General features: G+C 48.7%; 13 protein-coding genes. 9 read left to right on the forward strand and 4 right to left on the reverse strand.

All coding sequences use genetic code 11. The features are described 5' to 3' along the window. The first annotated feature begins 156 nt into the window (after positions 1 to 156). Complete coding sequence (locus OCV59_RS11110) at positions 157 to 1,617, forward strand: polysaccharide deacetylase family protein (RefSeq protein WP_147594510.1); 1,461 nt, start codon at positions 157 to 159, stop codon at positions 1,615 to 1,617. Between the two features lie 81 nt (positions 1,618 to 1,698). Continuing rightward, entirely contained in the window at positions 1,699 to 2,091 is a 393-nt protein-coding gene (locus tag OCV59_RS11115; RefSeq protein ID WP_147594511.1) for an RrF2 family transcriptional regulator, read from the forward strand. 218 nt (positions 2,092 to 2,309) lie between these two features. Here OCV59_RS11115 and OCV59_RS11120 read toward each other — a convergent pair whose 3' ends face one another. The 3 genes from OCV59_RS11120 to pepF all read right to left on the reverse strand — a co-directional run bounded on the left by OCV59_RS11120 (position 2,310) and on the right by pepF (position 6,046). Continuing rightward, complete coding sequence (locus OCV59_RS11120; protein ID WP_147594512.1) at positions 2,310 to 3,203, reverse strand: RluA family pseudouridine synthase; 894 nt, start codon at positions 3,201 to 3,203, stop codon at positions 2,310 to 2,312. A 156-nt stretch (positions 3,204 to 3,359) separates the two neighbouring features. Then, positions 3,360 to 4,166 (reverse strand): NAD(+)/NADH kinase, encoded by an 807-nt coding sequence (locus OCV59_RS11125; RefSeq protein WP_147594513.1) that lies wholly within the window; start codon positions 4,164 to 4,166, stop codon positions 3,360 to 3,362. Positions 4,167 to 4,243: 77 nt separating this feature from the next. Next, entirely contained in the window at positions 4,244 to 6,046 is a 1,803-nt protein-coding gene (gene pepF, locus OCV59_RS11130) for an oligoendopeptidase F (RefSeq protein ID WP_147594514.1), read from the reverse strand. Between the two features lie 310 nt (positions 6,047 to 6,356). Here pepF and murI point away from each other — a divergent pair, with 310 nt between their 5' ends. Genes murI through OCV59_RS11145 form a run of 3 tightly spaced genes read left to right on the forward strand, consistent with a single transcriptional unit; the run spans position 6,357 to position 8,758 of the window. Next, positions 6,357 to 7,190, forward strand: coding sequence for a glutamate racemase (murI, locus tag OCV59_RS11135; RefSeq protein WP_147594515.1), 834 nt, complete (start codon positions 6,357 to 6,359; stop codon positions 7,188 to 7,190). Further along, on the forward strand, positions 7,187 to 7,786 hold the full coding sequence (locus OCV59_RS11140) for a hypothetical protein (protein WP_147594516.1): 600 nt from the start codon (positions 7,187 to 7,189) through the stop codon (positions 7,784 to 7,786). Before murI ends, OCV59_RS11140 begins: the two co-directional genes overlap by 4 nt. Positions 7,787 to 7,798: 12 nt before the next feature. Then, complete coding sequence (locus OCV59_RS11145; protein WP_147594517.1) at positions 7,799 to 8,758, forward strand: MBL fold metallo-hydrolase; 960 nt, start codon at positions 7,799 to 7,801, stop codon at positions 8,756 to 8,758. 10 nt (positions 8,759 to 8,768) lie between these two features. Here the strand turns inward: OCV59_RS11145 and OCV59_RS11150 are convergent, their stop codons facing one another. Further along, positions 8,769 to 9,449 carry a GNAT family N-acetyltransferase gene (locus tag OCV59_RS11150; RefSeq protein WP_262584363.1) on the reverse strand — a complete coding sequence of 227 codons (681 nt, stop codon included), beginning with the start codon at positions 9,447 to 9,449 and terminating at the stop codon, positions 8,769 to 8,771. Positions 9,450 to 9,718: 269 nt separating this feature from the next. Here OCV59_RS11150 and nadE point away from each other — a divergent pair, with 269 nt between their 5' ends. From nadE to pstA, 4 genes are all read left to right on the forward strand, one after another. Further along, the gene (gene nadE / locus OCV59_RS11155) at positions 9,719 to 10,459 is read left to right on the forward strand and encodes an NAD(+) synthase (RefSeq protein WP_147594519.1); all 741 of its coding nucleotides are present in this window, start codon (positions 9,719 to 9,721) and stop codon (positions 10,457 to 10,459) included. Between the two features lie 672 nt (positions 10,460 to 11,131). Further along, the gene (locus tag OCV59_RS11160) at positions 11,132 to 11,998 is read left to right on the forward strand and encodes a substrate-binding domain-containing protein (protein WP_147594520.1); all 867 of its coding nucleotides are present in this window, start codon (positions 11,132 to 11,134) and stop codon (positions 11,996 to 11,998) included. 40 nt (positions 11,999 to 12,038) lie between these two features. Continuing rightward, positions 12,039 to 12,887, forward strand: coding sequence for a phosphate ABC transporter permease subunit PstC (gene pstC / locus OCV59_RS11165; protein WP_147594521.1), 849 nt, complete (start codon positions 12,039 to 12,041; stop codon positions 12,885 to 12,887). Further along, entirely contained in the window at positions 12,887 to 13,753 is an 867-nt protein-coding gene (gene pstA / locus OCV59_RS11170; RefSeq protein ID WP_147594522.1) for a phosphate ABC transporter permease PstA, read from the forward strand. Before pstC ends, pstA begins: the two co-directional genes overlap by 1 nt. Positions 13,754 to 13,755: the final 2 nt, after the last annotated feature.

The raw sequence follows: 13,755 nt of genomic DNA on the forward strand, positions 1-13,755 counted from the left end.
TGTTTTGGGTTATTTAAATTCTAACACAAAAGGAAGTTCTCTTTTCTATTGATCTTTTTTTGACCTACAAATATTTTACACTAGCTATAACGGTTGTGCTGCAGTGCTGTTTAAGTGTATAATAATAGTATAAATTCAAGGAGAAAGAACACAGTAATGGAAAACAGAGTACGGCGACACTTTACATCAAAAAACAGACGAAAAAACAGAAATATGTTACTGCTTGTGATATTTCTCGCGGTACTTGTGATCACATCGCTGATAGCGATCGCGGCATATGTCTCGACCAACGTTTATCAGAACAAAGAGGAATTCCGGCAGTATGCGGACGAGGAACTGAAAAAAACGCAGAACTTTTCAGTCACTGATAAGACAAAGGTCGAATACGAATATGCCAGCCCGATATCATATGTAGTCGAGTATGATGCGTGCGACGACCGGAACGTTGCAGCTTTTCGCGAACAGCGGATATCCGAGATAAAACAGAAGTACATAGAAACTGCCTCGGCAGTGGAAAAGGCCAGAAAAAAAGAAAAGAAGAGACTGTACAGGCCGCTGGAGCATGCGCTGATACTGAAATCCAGTGTCTATCGGTCGGTCAGCGGAGCGATAAGCCTGGCGATATACGAGGACAACAGCAGCGAAGTGGAAAAGGACATGAAGAGAGCTGACTCCCGCATAAATACATATCAGTTTTCTGCGAAGACGGGAAATCCACTTGAACCGATGCAGATCTTTCGTGAAAACTACAGGCAGATCTGTTCGAAGTATTTCAGTGAATATTTCAGACGCAACTATGGAAAGGATGAACTGAAAAAGGGCTGGGAGCAGTATGTAACAGCTGAGGAGGGAAATTTCAGCAAATACGCGCTCACAGACGAAGGTGTGACATTTTACTTCGATGAAGGCACCGTGCTGAAAAAATCAAGGGGTGTGGTGCAGGCGGGGATATCGGTTTCCGACCTGGAAGGGACGCTGAGGGAAAGCGTGCTGGAGAGATATATCGATCCTTCAAAGCCGATGGTGGCGGTGACATATGACGACGGGCCGGGAGGAAATGCGGAGACCAGGATCCTGGAATGCCTTAAGAAGCACGGAGCAGTGGCGACTTTCTTTTATCTGGGAAACCGTGTGTACGGCAGCCCTCAGAACGTGAAGACGGCGTATGAGATCGGATGCGAGCTGGGAAACCATACGTGGAACCATCCAGTGCTGACAAGTCTTAAGCCGGAAGAGCTTACCAGGCAGTTCAATGATACGAATGCGGTGATAAAAGACGTTGCGGGAGTGTATCCTACGCTGTTCAGACCGAGCTACGGGGAAACAAATGATGCGATAAACAAGATGTCAGATCTGCCGGTGGTAATGTGGACTGTCGATACCCTCGACTGGAAATACCGCGACGGGCAGAAGATCTTCGACGCGGTCCGCAGCGCTTCAAACCTCGACGGAAAGATAATCCTGATGCATTCGATCTACGAATCGACTGCCGATGCCACAGACAAGATCATACCGTGGCTTAAGGAAAACGGATACCAGACCGTGACAGTCAGCGAACTGATAAAGTACAAGACGGGTGCGGATCCGCAGGCAGGAAATATATATCACACATTTTAAAAGGCATGATTGCTTTTAGAGGAAAAATGTGTTACATTATTACTTTAATACTGAAAATAAGAATTTGGAGTGTGTATAAAGATGCTTATTACTAGACGAAGCGATTATGCGATGCGCATATGCCGTGTCCTGCATGACGGTAAAGTCCATAATGTACGTGAGATATGCCAGGCGGAGGAGATACCGAAAGCCTTTGCATATAAGATATTGAGAGAGCTGGAAATGGCGGGACTGGTGAAGTCGGAGCGCGGCAACCAGGGCGGGTACTATCTCAACAGACCGCTGAGCGAGCTGACGCTTTACGATGTGGTGAATATCACGGAGGATGATCTTGCGATACTTCACTGCATGAAAGAGGAATGCAACAGGAACCCTGACAGCATGCCGTGCAAGGTACATCAGGAGATCGAGAGGATACAGAATATCCTGATCGACGAGCTCAAGAAAAAGACGATAGAGGAGATACTCGACTAAGCCCGGACCGTGAACTGAATGCGAACGGACCGTGAATGCAGCGCAGATATCACGGTACCGTGCATCGACGTAACGGCGATGCGACTGGCGTCATGCACCGGCAGAATGGCAGAGTAACGGATGAAAATAAGACCCTTTCGGCGAGAAGGCTGAATAACGCAGCTGTTCGCACGAAAGGGTCTTTGTGTTTTTTGAATTGCAAAGCTGCACACTGTGTATCAGACGAGCCTGTCGAGCACGCTCTGCATGTCATCGGGCAGCGGCGCGTTCAGTGTCAGCTGCTTTTTCGTTATAGGGTGTGTAAAGGTCAGTGTCGCGGCGTGAAGCGCCTGTCTTTCGATCAGGTTCACGTTGTCTCCTCCGTAAAGCCAGTCGCCGAGCACGGGGTGACCGATGTGCGACATATGTACGCGTATCTGGTGTGTTCGCCCGGTTTCAAGGATCAGCTCCACGAGTGTGTAGCCCATGCGAGGGAAACGCTGCAGCACTGTGTAGTGGGTGACCGACGGCGAGCCGCCTTCCATCACTCCGCGCCTGACGTTTTCCGGATCGGGTCTGCCGATCGGCAGGTCGATAGTGCCTGAATCCGATTCGACGATGTCTTTGACGATCGCTACGTAGCGCTTTCTGACGAGATTGGCCTTCATCTGATGCGTGTAGTCGTTCTGGCAGTATGCGTTTTTCGCGATGACCAGGAGTCCCGATGTATCCATGTCCAGTCTGTTCACGAATCTTATCTTGAAGGACTGGCCTGTCTGCTCCATGTAGTACATGAGCGCATTCGCGACTGTGCCCGAAGGGTGGCCCTTGGTCGGATGGACGATGAGCCCCGGCTGCTTGTTTATTATCAGCAGGTCATCATCCTCGAATACTGGATAGAGAGGTATGTTCTGCGGCTCGAAGTTGCTCCTTTCATCGGGGAGCGTGATCTTTATCACATCTCCCGCTGCAGGCCTGATCCAGCCCGGCGTCTGGACGCCGTTGAGCATCACGAGCTTTTCGCGTTTTATTTTATTTCTCAGCCTGGAGGAAAAATCGAAATGCTCGCGCATTATATCTTTCAGTTCCAGGCCTTCATCTTCTGAAGTAACTGTATGGATAAAATCTGTCATTCTCTTTGTATGCCTTTCAATTTTGTAAGTCTTTCATGCAGCCGCAGCGGGTTCTACAGCTGATAGATGACCGTGGTGACCGGTGCGGATGATGGCCTGTGCAGCAGGTCCGGGGTGATCGATGGACGGTAGCGCGGCTGTTCTGGCTTTCTGCAGCTACAGGAACTTGCTCTTGACCTTGTCCCAGAAATCGTAGTTCTTGAACCGCATCAGCTGTACCGATGTTTCCGATATCATCACCTGTATGTCGCGTATGTCGGAGTAGCTTGTCTGGAAACCGTCGTTCGTGATGAATATCCTGCTGTCGCTGCTTTCGGGAACGACTCCCAGTGACAGCTCGGCAGGGAGAAGGATGCTCGATGTGAACGAACGGTATGCCGTAGTGTTCATCGGTGCTATAGGTGTGACCTGAAGCAGTTTGAGCCGCGGATCTACGATGGATCCTCCGAGCGAGTAGTTGTATGCTGTGCTCCCGGCCGACGTTGCGATCAGTATGCCGTCTCCGCTGAAGCGCTCGATAGGCTTGCCGCCGATGGAAATATCGAGATGCACGGAGTACGACTGTCTGCCCCTTATAACGATCTCGTTGAGGCCGATATGCGTGTGCTCCGAGCCGTCATTTTTTGTGACTACGGCCTTTACGGTGCTCAGCTCCTGTATGGAGTACTGCCTGTCTTCGTAGTCTGAAATGAACCGGTCGATGCTGTCGAGCGATATTTCCTGGAAAAATCCGAGGTGCCCGGTATTTATACCTATGATGGGGCACTCAGGGAAGCTGCAGGAGTGCACCGCTTTGAGCAGTGCGCCGTCGCCGCCTATGCAGATTATCAGTTCTGTTTTGTCGCCTGAATACTCTTCCGTCACCGTATATCCTCTGTCAACGAGTTTTTTTGTGAGGATCGTCTGTGTTTCCAGTGACAAATCTGTCCCGTTTGTAAAAATGTTGATGTGTTTTTTCTTCATAAAGCTGATCCTTCCCGGCATTTTATCTTAAGTCCATGTTAGTACGATCCGGGATCCTTCAATGGACCCAATAAGTTCTATATCAGTTTTTCGAATTCGTCCAGCAGGCTTTCAAAGGTCTGCATAGCTTTTCTTACAGGCTCAGGACTGCTCATATCGACGCCTGCGATCTTTAAAAGCTCGATAGGGTAGTCTGACTCGCCTGTCTTCAGAAATTCGATGTATGCGTCTCTCGCAGGCTCTCCTTCGGTCAGGATCCTGTTAGAGATAGCCGTCGCTGCGGAATATCCGGTAGCGTATTTATAAACGTAGAATGCATTGTAAAAGTGCGGTATGCGGGCCCATTCATATTTTATGGTGTCGTCTTTTTCTACTGCATCGCCGTAGTACCTGGCATTGAGCGCTTCATACTGTTCGCACATGCCTTCTGCCGTCAGCACCTGTCCATCTTCGATCGCCTTGTGAGTCATATCCTCGAATTCTGCGAACATCGTCTGTCTGAACAGCGTGGTCCTGAATTCCTCGAGATAGAGATTGAGCAGATATTTTCGCATCTCTGTGTCGGTCTCATTGTTGAGCAGATGCTTCATCAGCAGCGATTCGTTGACCGTCGACGCCACTTCTGCGGTGAATATGGAGTGGCTTCCGTAGATGTACGGCTGGTTGTCTCTGGTGTAGCGCGAATGCATCGAGTGACCCATTTCGTGGATTATCGTGAATACATCCTTGAGCGTGTCAGTATAGTTCAGGAGGATGTAAGGGTAGCTGTCATAGCTGCCGAAGCTGTATGCTCCGCTCGTCTTTCCTCTGTTTTCGTACACGTCTATCCAGCCCTGCGAGATACCTTCGTTCATCTTGGAAATGTACTCGCTGCCGAGAGGGGCGAGGGCTGTTCGCATCATGTCGAGTGCTTTTTCATAAGGAATGTCGTTTTTAGGGAGCTCGATGAGCGGCACGTACATGTCGTACATGTACATTTTGTCAAGACCGAGCATTTTCTTGCGGAGTGCCACGTATCTGTGGAGCACAGGCAGGTATTCGTTGACTACTGCAACGAGGTTGTCGTATACTTCGCCGGGTATATTGTCTCCGGAAAGTGCAGCAGCTCTGGCTGACTCGTATTTTCTGATCCTGGAGCCGACCACATCGGTCTTGGTGTTGTAGTTATAGCATGATGCGATAGTGTTTATGAGTTCTTTATAAGAGTCGTACATAGCGTTGTATGCCGCTTTTCTCACATCTCTGTCATGGCTTTCCATGAGTTTGATGTAGCTGCCGTGAGTGACTTCGACAGGCTGGCCGTCTTCGCCGGTCACTGTGCCGAATTTGATGTCGGCATTGTTGAGCATGGTGAATATGTCGTTTGTCGCACCTGTGACTTCGCTCATCTGTGCGAGGATGTTTTCCTCTGCTTCGGAAAGCACGTGCGCTTTCTGACGGAGCGTGTCTCTGATGGCGAATTCGTATTCTTTTAATCCCGGTTCCTGGTCTATATAGCCGAGGATAGTTTCTTCAGGTGAAGCGAGCAGTTCCGGTGTGAAAAATGCCATCGCTGCGGAAACTTTTGCGATAACGGCGCCGCATCGGCTGGTCATAGCCTGGTATTTGCTGTCTGCGTTGTTTTCATCGCGGCGCATGCGCGCGTATACGAATATCCTTTCGAGATCCATCCATATAGCATCGCGGTCCTTGTGTGCTTTCAGGAGACCTGCAGCGCTTTCCGCAAGCTTTCCGCTGTAAGTCCTGTTGTATTCTTCGGCACGTTCCGCGATCCTGTCGAGATCGCCGTCGACAGCAGAGTCATCTGAGATCATCGCTTCGATGTTCCACTTGTACTTTTTATCTATCTGATCTCTGGTCTTCAGTTCATTCGAATTCATTTTTTTACCTCCGTTGCAATTTACTTTGTAAAAGTAATATTATATAATAAGCTGATATGGACATCAGCATGTCCCGGCATGTTCCAATAAATTTGATTTTACGGCAAAGCCGATATGAAGCAATGGAATTATTATAGCAGACAAGCTTGTCGCAGTCTGCTTCAATAGTTTCCACCTTGCGGCGAAGCCGATATAAATCAATGAAACTATTATAACATGCAAACTCAGCATTATCGACATTTAATAAATGTTTAGATACATATATTATCGCAATAGATAGTATGCAGTAAACGAGAGGAGATATACTTCAATGGATAACAGACCCATAGGTTTTTTTGATTCGGGGCTCGGAGGACTGACATGCATACCGCACCTCATGAAAAAGCTGCCTGATGAAAAAATGATTTACTTCGGGGATACTGCAAGGACTCCATACGGATCGAAAGCGATCTCGACTATAAAGAATTTCTCTATGGAAATCGCAGATTTCCTCGTAAAAAGCAATGTGAAGATGATAGTCATCGCCTGCAACACGGTAAGCTCCACATGTCTTGAGGATCTGAGACGAAAATTTCCTCAGATCCCGATACTCGGCATAATCGACCCTGCTGCGAAGAGCATCGCAGAACACGGCAATGCGGACAGCCGGGTGGGCATAATAGGAACGAAGGTCACGATCGCCAGCAGAGCCTACGAGGAGTGTATCAGCAGATATAACGACAGCATAAATATTTTCGAGACATCGTGCCCGGCATTCGTGCCTCTGATAGAAGAAGGGATAATCGAAAACGACATCATGGATCTGACCATAAAATATTACATGGATGATTTCGTGTACGGCAACAGACTCGACACGGTGGTACTGGGATGCACGCACTATCCTCTGATCAGCAGGAACATAGAACGGATATATCCGCAGCTGGATATAATAAATCCTTCCAGTATAATCGTCGATACAATAGCAAAAATACTTGGAGAGAGAGACATGCTTGCGAAGGATTCATCCTTTGAAAATGTGTTCTACGCCAGCGACCTTTCGGAAAACTTCATCAACATGATCGACCATATTTTCGAGGGGGAAAGCGAAGGCAGGAAGGTGAAATTCCTTAATTTTGATTTGGAAAACGGAGAGCGATTTATATGAATTACGAAGAACTTATAGAATACCTCGATCTCGAGGACGGGAGCGAACTTGAATACTTTGAAGCGATGGCAGACATGATCGAGAGCGAGGAATACATCGAGATGGAAGCTATGTACAGGCTTTTTGAGGAAGCTGACAAGACTATGATAGAAGAGCTCCTCAACGATTATTTTGAGGATATACTTGACGGACTTCCGGACAATTCAGGAGAGATCTTTTCACTGCTGCATCAGATAAAGCTCAGCCTCACGGGACTCATAGCAGGAGCCGAGGATGACAGCGACCTGCGAAGATTTACAGATGAATTCCACAAGTTCAGGAACTGGTACTCCCAGGACTCCGAAGTCGAGCTGACCCCTGACGGCGGAGGCGCGCCTCTTTACCACAGCGTCAGAGATGCGATCACAGCGTCGCGCGTGGAAAAACTGGGCGGCGAAAAGTACAGCTATGATTTTGAAAATGCGCTGGATTATGAGCTCGACAGCTATACGGTGCCGTTTTCGGATCTCGCACAGGCAGAGGATGAAAACGACGGGACCATCGTGTTTTCACCGGAGGACGGCGAGCCCGGCGACTATTCGGACGACTACATGTAGGGAGCTTCTATCATGACAGACAAAGCAAGAGATCAGAAGAACATCATAATAGACGACAAGATATTCAATGTGTTCGGGGATGATTTCGACAGATTCGATTTTCCTGCGGACATACAGCGCGTGACGGCGGGCAACGGCGGCGAGGCGCTGCTGATAAACGGCAGTGAAAAGACCGCGCTTCTCGACTGCGGCATGGCGTACTGCGGCAGCAGGATGGTCGAAAACCTGAAAAGCGCGCTTCAGAACCGCGGGCGCAGTACGCTGGACATCGTGTTCCTCAGCCATTCGCACTACGATCACATTGGTGCGCTTCCTTATGTAAAGGCCGCGTTTCCGGATGCCGTGGTGTATGCGAGCAGGCACTGCAGCGAGATCCTCAAAAGACCGAATGCGAGAAAGCTCATGAAAGAACTTGGGACGACGGCGCGGGATCTTTACGATCCGGGCAATACCGAAGAGATAATCGTCGACGGACTTGCGGCAGACAGAGTTCTGGCCGACGGAGATACGGTATCGCTGGGGAAAGAGACAGTGGCAGCGATAGAGACGAAAGGGCACACCGACTGCTCCATGAGCTACTACCTCGAGCCGTACCGGATCCTTTTCACGAGCGAAAGCACCGGGCTGATGGAGACCTCGGAATACGTACATACACCGATACTTAAAAGCTACGATGACGCGATCGTTTCAATGAAAAAATGCAGGGCATGCGGCGCGGAATACCTGTGCCTGCCTCATTTCGGCATGCTTCCGAAGGACTTCAACGAGACGTACTGGAAGATGTTCGAGGAGGCGTGCCATGAAAAGCTCGCATTCGTGCGCCGTATGGAAAACGGCGGGCTGAGCGAGGACGAGATGGTCGACGAGTATATGAAGAAATACTGGAATCCCGCAAAGGAGCAGGAGCAGCCCATCGAAGCTTATCTGATCAACGCGAGGGCGGTCGTCAAAGCGATAAGACGGGCGCTGTGATCCTGCGTGTCTAGCGGTTGGTGTACAGCATGTATGTATTGACGAAACCGAATTTTTCGGATGATGTCTCGCCGATCACATCGAAACCGAGGCTCTGATAGAATTTCACATCGTCTGCCGTATTGGTGAACAGCATGACAGGAAGCCCGACTTCATCTGCGTACCGGCAGACCTGAGTCATGAGTTTTCGGCCGCGACCCTGATGCTGATATTTTTTCTCGACGCCGAGAAAATCGGCATATATGTGAGGTCTGGGGATCGTATCGAGCCGGCTTTCCAGCAGATCGAGCTCCTCGAAAAGCTCGAGGCGCAGCTTTCTGTCTTCTGCGGAGAGCCTGTTCATCACATTGCGGTACTCTCTGCTGTAGCTTCCGGCGGCGAGATGCTTGAGAAATGTATATTTCATCCTGTCGGAATGGACGAGCATCACCGCTTCATGGACGTTTTCGTCAAGGCTGAATCCGGCACCGTACATCATGTCGTACGCCGTGTAATATCTGAGAGTGGCTTCCAGTGCGAGGAGCCTTTTTCTTTTGTCCGGAAATACATTGAGCAGCTTCGGGTACCGGTCGAATGCGTCGAGGTAGGTGAGTACGAGCTTTTCTCTGTCCCTGTTTTTCAGTCTGTAAAGCTGCGGGATATCGATTTTTCCTGTAAAGCCGTTAGCGGCTGTGCCTTCTGTTGTTTTCATGTTCCACACTCCATAAATGTAAATGTATTTCGAGAGAAAGCCTGCGCTTTGCATAAAACACAAAAGTCATAAAAGATATCATGTGCTGTTTGCGCGCAGTATTTTCACAATTTTCTAAACTATATAATACCACCTGATCCGGATGACTGCAATAACTTGCATAAAAATGAAAATGCTGATATGATACTAACAATAATGTTTTCATGTCATTAAACTTTCCGCCGGTCTGGTATCGGGCGGAAAATACAGATAGATAAGAGGTGATACTTATGTTTAATGCAGAAAAATCAAAGAACGATATCGTCAAGTGGATAAGAGACTGGTTCGAGGAAAACGGCCAGGGCTGCAAGGCTGTCATAGGTCTTTCGGGCGGCAAGGACAGTTCGGTAGTGGCGGCGCTGTGTGTGGAGGCTCTCGGTAAAGACAGAGTCCTGGGCGTGATGATGCCTAACGGAGAGCAGTTCGATATAGATGTTTCACACAAGCTCGTCGAGCATCTCGGCATCGAGGGTATCGTGGTAAATATAAAGGATGCGTATGAAGGCATGGTGGGAGAGCTGATGAAGCATTTTGACAGCTTTGAAGGCCAGGCGAAGGTGAACCTGCCTCCGAGGATCCGTATGGCTGCGCTTTACGCGGTATCGCAGAGCGTGAACGGCAGAGTTGCGAACACGTGCAATCTTTCCGAGGACTGGGTGGGATACAACACCAGATACGGCGACGGAGCCGGCGACTTCAGTCCGCTTTCGCACTTCACGGTACAGGAAGTCAAGGCTATAGGAAGAGCGGCAGGGCTGCCTGACATGTTCGTGGACAAGGTGCCTATCGACGGGCTCTGCGGACTGACGGATGAAGACAACCTGGGCTTTACATACGCTGTACTCGACAGATATATCAGAGAAGGCGTATGCGAGGATGCGGAAACGAAGGCGAAGATCGACCGCATGCACAAGATGAATCTGTTCAAGCTGCAGCCGATGCCTACGTTTGAATACGAGCCGGAGAAATAGGGCACGGTGCAGATCTGCGCCACAGAGAAGCACCGGGCATCAGCGCAGTCGCGGCCATGACAGCGACCTGATAAGTCCAGCGGGCGTGATGGATCAAAGAATGATATACGAGATCACGGGATCTCATCAGAGCGGGCTTTCCGACATACACGGGAGGCTCGTCTTTTTTTGTTTTTTTGGAGTGGAAAGACTGCACACGGGCACATGATGTGCAGATTATCGTGATCACAGAAAACAAATACACATCAAGTCATTTTTTTGTGCATGATTCGGATCGAAAAAGTTTTATTTACACAAGGATTTTGTGGCAACTGCCAAAAAACCATGGTTTACAGTGATTTTTGGCATCGAATTAACAATATATGTAAAAACCTTGTGTAGGATTTTTTTCGAGAGCGTTTATATGCACATCTAAAATTTGATTTGTGTAATTTCCCTGATTGTGACTGGATTTATACACAGATTATGGTCGTTTTGATCGTGACGCATTCACCGCAGACGTTACTGGATCATATTTTTAAATTTGTCCTTATGATAAATTCAAAACGTTTTACATAGATTTAACGTATATGAGATTTTGCATTTAACATTCGCTACCTATAATACGAAACATACAAAAGAGAAAAAGAAAAAAGAAAAAACAGATCAAAAAGACGAAGGAGATGTAAAAAGATGAAAAAGAGCAGATTAGCAAAAATTCTTACGTTAAGTCTGGCGGCAGTGATGGTATTCTCACTGGCAAGCTGCGGAGGCGGCGGCAGCGATACAGGAGATAAGGACATTACTGTTATTTCCAGAGAAGAAGGTTCAGGAACGAGAGATGCCTTTACAGAACTGACAGGAGTCCTCAAGGATGACGTTGACAGAACAGTTGATACCGCTGAGATCTCAAACAGCACATCAGTTGTTACTCAGTCGGTTGCAGGAAACGATGCAGCGATCGGATACATTTCACTGGGATCGCTCGATGATTCGGTAAAGGCAGTAAAGGTGGACGGAACAGAAGCGAGCGTCGACACAGTGAAGAGCGGCGACTACAAACTTCAGAGACCTTTCAATATCGTTACAAAAGGTGAAGTAGCAGAACTCCCGCAGGATTTCATAAACTTCATCATGAGTAAAGACGGTCAGAAGATCATCGAAGAGGAAGGCTACATAGCAGCAAATGAAAACGCAGGCGACTACAAGGCTTCCGGACTCACAGGAACGATCACTCTCGCAGGATCGACATCAGTTTCACCGGTAATGGAAGTTCTCGCTGACAAGTACAAGGAGCTCAACAGCGGCGTAACGATCGAGATCCAGCAGACTGGTTCAGGCGCAGGCATCCAGAGTACTATCGAAGGTGTATGTGACATAGGCATGGCATCAAGAGCACTCGCAGATGACGAAGCTTCCCAGGGTCTCACAAGCCAGGAGATCGCACTTGACGGAATAGCAGTTATCGTAAACACTAACAATTCAGTCGAAGATCTCACAACAGACCAGATCGTAAAGATATTCACAGGAGAAATCACAAACTGGGCTGACGTTAAATAAGATAGATAAGTAAGATAAGAAAGAATAACAGGTACAGAAAATGCGAAAATACAGTGAAAAGATCATGAAGATAGTCTTCCTGACAGCAGCATGTGTTTCTATACTGGCAGTGATCCTCATATGTGTATTCCTGTTCGCAAGCGGTGTACCAGCCATCAGGGAAATCGGAGTATCCGATTTCCTTCTTGGCGGTTCATGGAAACCGAATCAGGGACTTTACGGAGTCTTCCCGATGATAGTGGGCAGCATATACGTGACTGCGGGAGCAGTTGTCGTAGGAGTACCGATCGGTCTTCTCTGCGCTGTGTTCATGGCGAGGTACTGTCCTGCAGGGCTTTACAGGATACTAAAACCGGCAGTCGACCTGCTGGCAGGGATACCATCGATAGTTTACGGATTCTTCGGGCTGATGGTCATAGTGCCGATGGTGCAGAACATGTTCGGAGGGAGCGGCAAATCGCTGCTGACAGCATCAGTCCTTCTCGGGATCATGATACTGCCTACCATAATAAGCGTAGCGGAGTCCAACATAAGAGCGGTGCCTGAACAGTATTATGAAGGCTCCCTGGCTCTGGGTGCGACAAAGGAAAGAAGCGTGTTCCGCGCAGTCCTTCCGGCTGCGAAGATGGGTATCATGGCAGGTATCATCCTCGGCATCGGAAGAGCTATCGGAGAAACGATGGCGGTAGTTATGGTCTGCGGCAACCAGGCGATAATGCCGCGAGGCATCACGGAAGGAGTCAGGACTCTCACAGCGAACATAGTGCTCGAGATGGGATACGCGTCGGGCCTGCACAGAGAAGCCCTGATCGCTACAGCAGTAGTGCTGTTCGTTTTCATACTGATAATAAATCTTTCATTTATGGCACTGAAAAGGAGGGCTGACTGATGAGAAGAAGCAGAAACAGCTCGATGCAGCAGTTCTGGCTGACATATAAAAACAGGCCGGGTTCTCTGATAATGCGGATACTGGTGATACTGTCAGCAGTGATCACTACAGGGATACTGTTCTCGCTGATAATATACATACTCGTAAACGGTGTCGTACATCTCAAACCGGAACTGTTCGCATGGGAATACAACACTGACAACATGTCGATGATGCCGGCAATAATAAGCACGGTGTACATAACTTTCCTGTCGCTGCTGATGGCAGTGCCGACAGGTATCTTCTCGGCGATATATCTTGTGGAATATGCAAAGCGCGGCAGCCGTCTCGTGAAAGTCATCAGGGTGACGACTGAGACTCTGCAGGGTATACCGTCGATCGTCTACGGTCTGTTCGGATATATACTGTTCGTTATAACTCTGGGCTGGAGCTATTCGCTTCTCGCAGGAGCGGTGACACTGGCGATAATGATACTGCCGCTGATAATAAGGACGACGGAAGAGGCTCTGATCTCAGTTCCCGACTCCTACAGAGAAGGCAGCTTCGGACTGGGAGCAGGAAAGCTCAGGACGGTGTTCAGGATAATACTGCCGAGTGCAGTGCCCGGGATACTGGCAGGAGTGATCCTGGCGATAGGAAGGATAGTAGGAGAAAGTGCAGCGCTGATCTTTACAGCGGGAACTGTAGCACAGGTGCCGGGAAGCCTTTTCGACTCGGCGAGAACGCTTTCAGTGCATATGTACGCACTCCTGTCCGAAGGTCTTTACACGAATGAAGCATACGCGACAGCAGTAGTGCTGCTGCTTTTAGTAATAATCATCAATGCGGTTTCGGGCTTTATAGCAAAGAAACTCGCGACGAGGTAGCG

This window comes from Brotomerdimonas butyrica, from assembly GCF_025567305.1.
In the GTDB taxonomy this organism is placed as follows: Bacteria; Bacillota; Clostridia; order Peptostreptococcales; family Anaerovoracaceae; genus Lentihominibacter; species Lentihominibacter butyricus.

Excerpts from the sequence above, each read along its gene's own strand:
- OCV59_RS11110 (WP_147594510.1), top strand. The coding sequence starts at position 157 with ATGGAAAACAGAGTACGGCGACACTTTACATCAAAAAACAGACGAAAA.
- OCV59_RS11145 (WP_147594517.1), top strand. The coding sequence starts at position 7,799 with ATGACAGACAAAGCAAGAGATCAGAAGAACATCATAATAGACGACAAG.
- nadE (WP_147594519.1), top strand. The coding sequence starts at position 9,719 with ATGTTTAATGCAGAAAAATCAAAGAACGATATCGTCAAGTGGATAAGA.
- murI (WP_147594515.1), top strand. The coding sequence starts at position 6,357 with ATGGATAACAGACCCATAGGTTTTTTTGATTCGGGGCTCGGAGGACTG.
- OCV59_RS11115 (WP_147594511.1), top strand. The coding sequence starts at position 1,699 with ATGCTTATTACTAGACGAAGCGATTATGCGATGCGCATATGCCGTGTC.
- OCV59_RS11160 (WP_147594520.1), top strand. The coding sequence starts at position 11,132 with ATGAAAAAGAGCAGATTAGCAAAAATTCTTACGTTAAGTCTGGCGGCA.
- pstA (WP_147594522.1), top strand. The coding sequence starts at position 12,887 with ATGAGAAGAAGCAGAAACAGCTCGATGCAGCAGTTCTGGCTGACATAT.
- pstC (WP_147594521.1), top strand. The coding sequence starts at position 12,039 with ATGCGAAAATACAGTGAAAAGATCATGAAGATAGTCTTCCTGACAGCA.
- OCV59_RS11125 (WP_147594513.1), bottom strand. The coding sequence starts at position 4,166 with ATGAAGAAAAAACACATCAACATTTTTACAAACGGGACAGATTTGTCA.
- pepF (WP_147594514.1), bottom strand. The coding sequence starts at position 6,046 with ATGAATTCGAATGAACTGAAGACCAGAGATCAGATAGATAAAAAGTAC.
- OCV59_RS11150 (WP_262584363.1), bottom strand. The coding sequence starts at position 9,449 with ATGAAAACAACAGAAGGCACAGCCGCTAACGGCTTTACAGGAAAAATC.
- OCV59_RS11140 (WP_147594516.1), top strand. The coding sequence starts at position 7,187 with ATGAATTACGAAGAACTTATAGAATACCTCGATCTCGAGGACGGGAGC.
- OCV59_RS11120 (WP_147594512.1), bottom strand. The coding sequence starts at position 3,203 with ATGACAGATTTTATCCATACAGTTACTTCAGAAGATGAAGGCCTGGAA.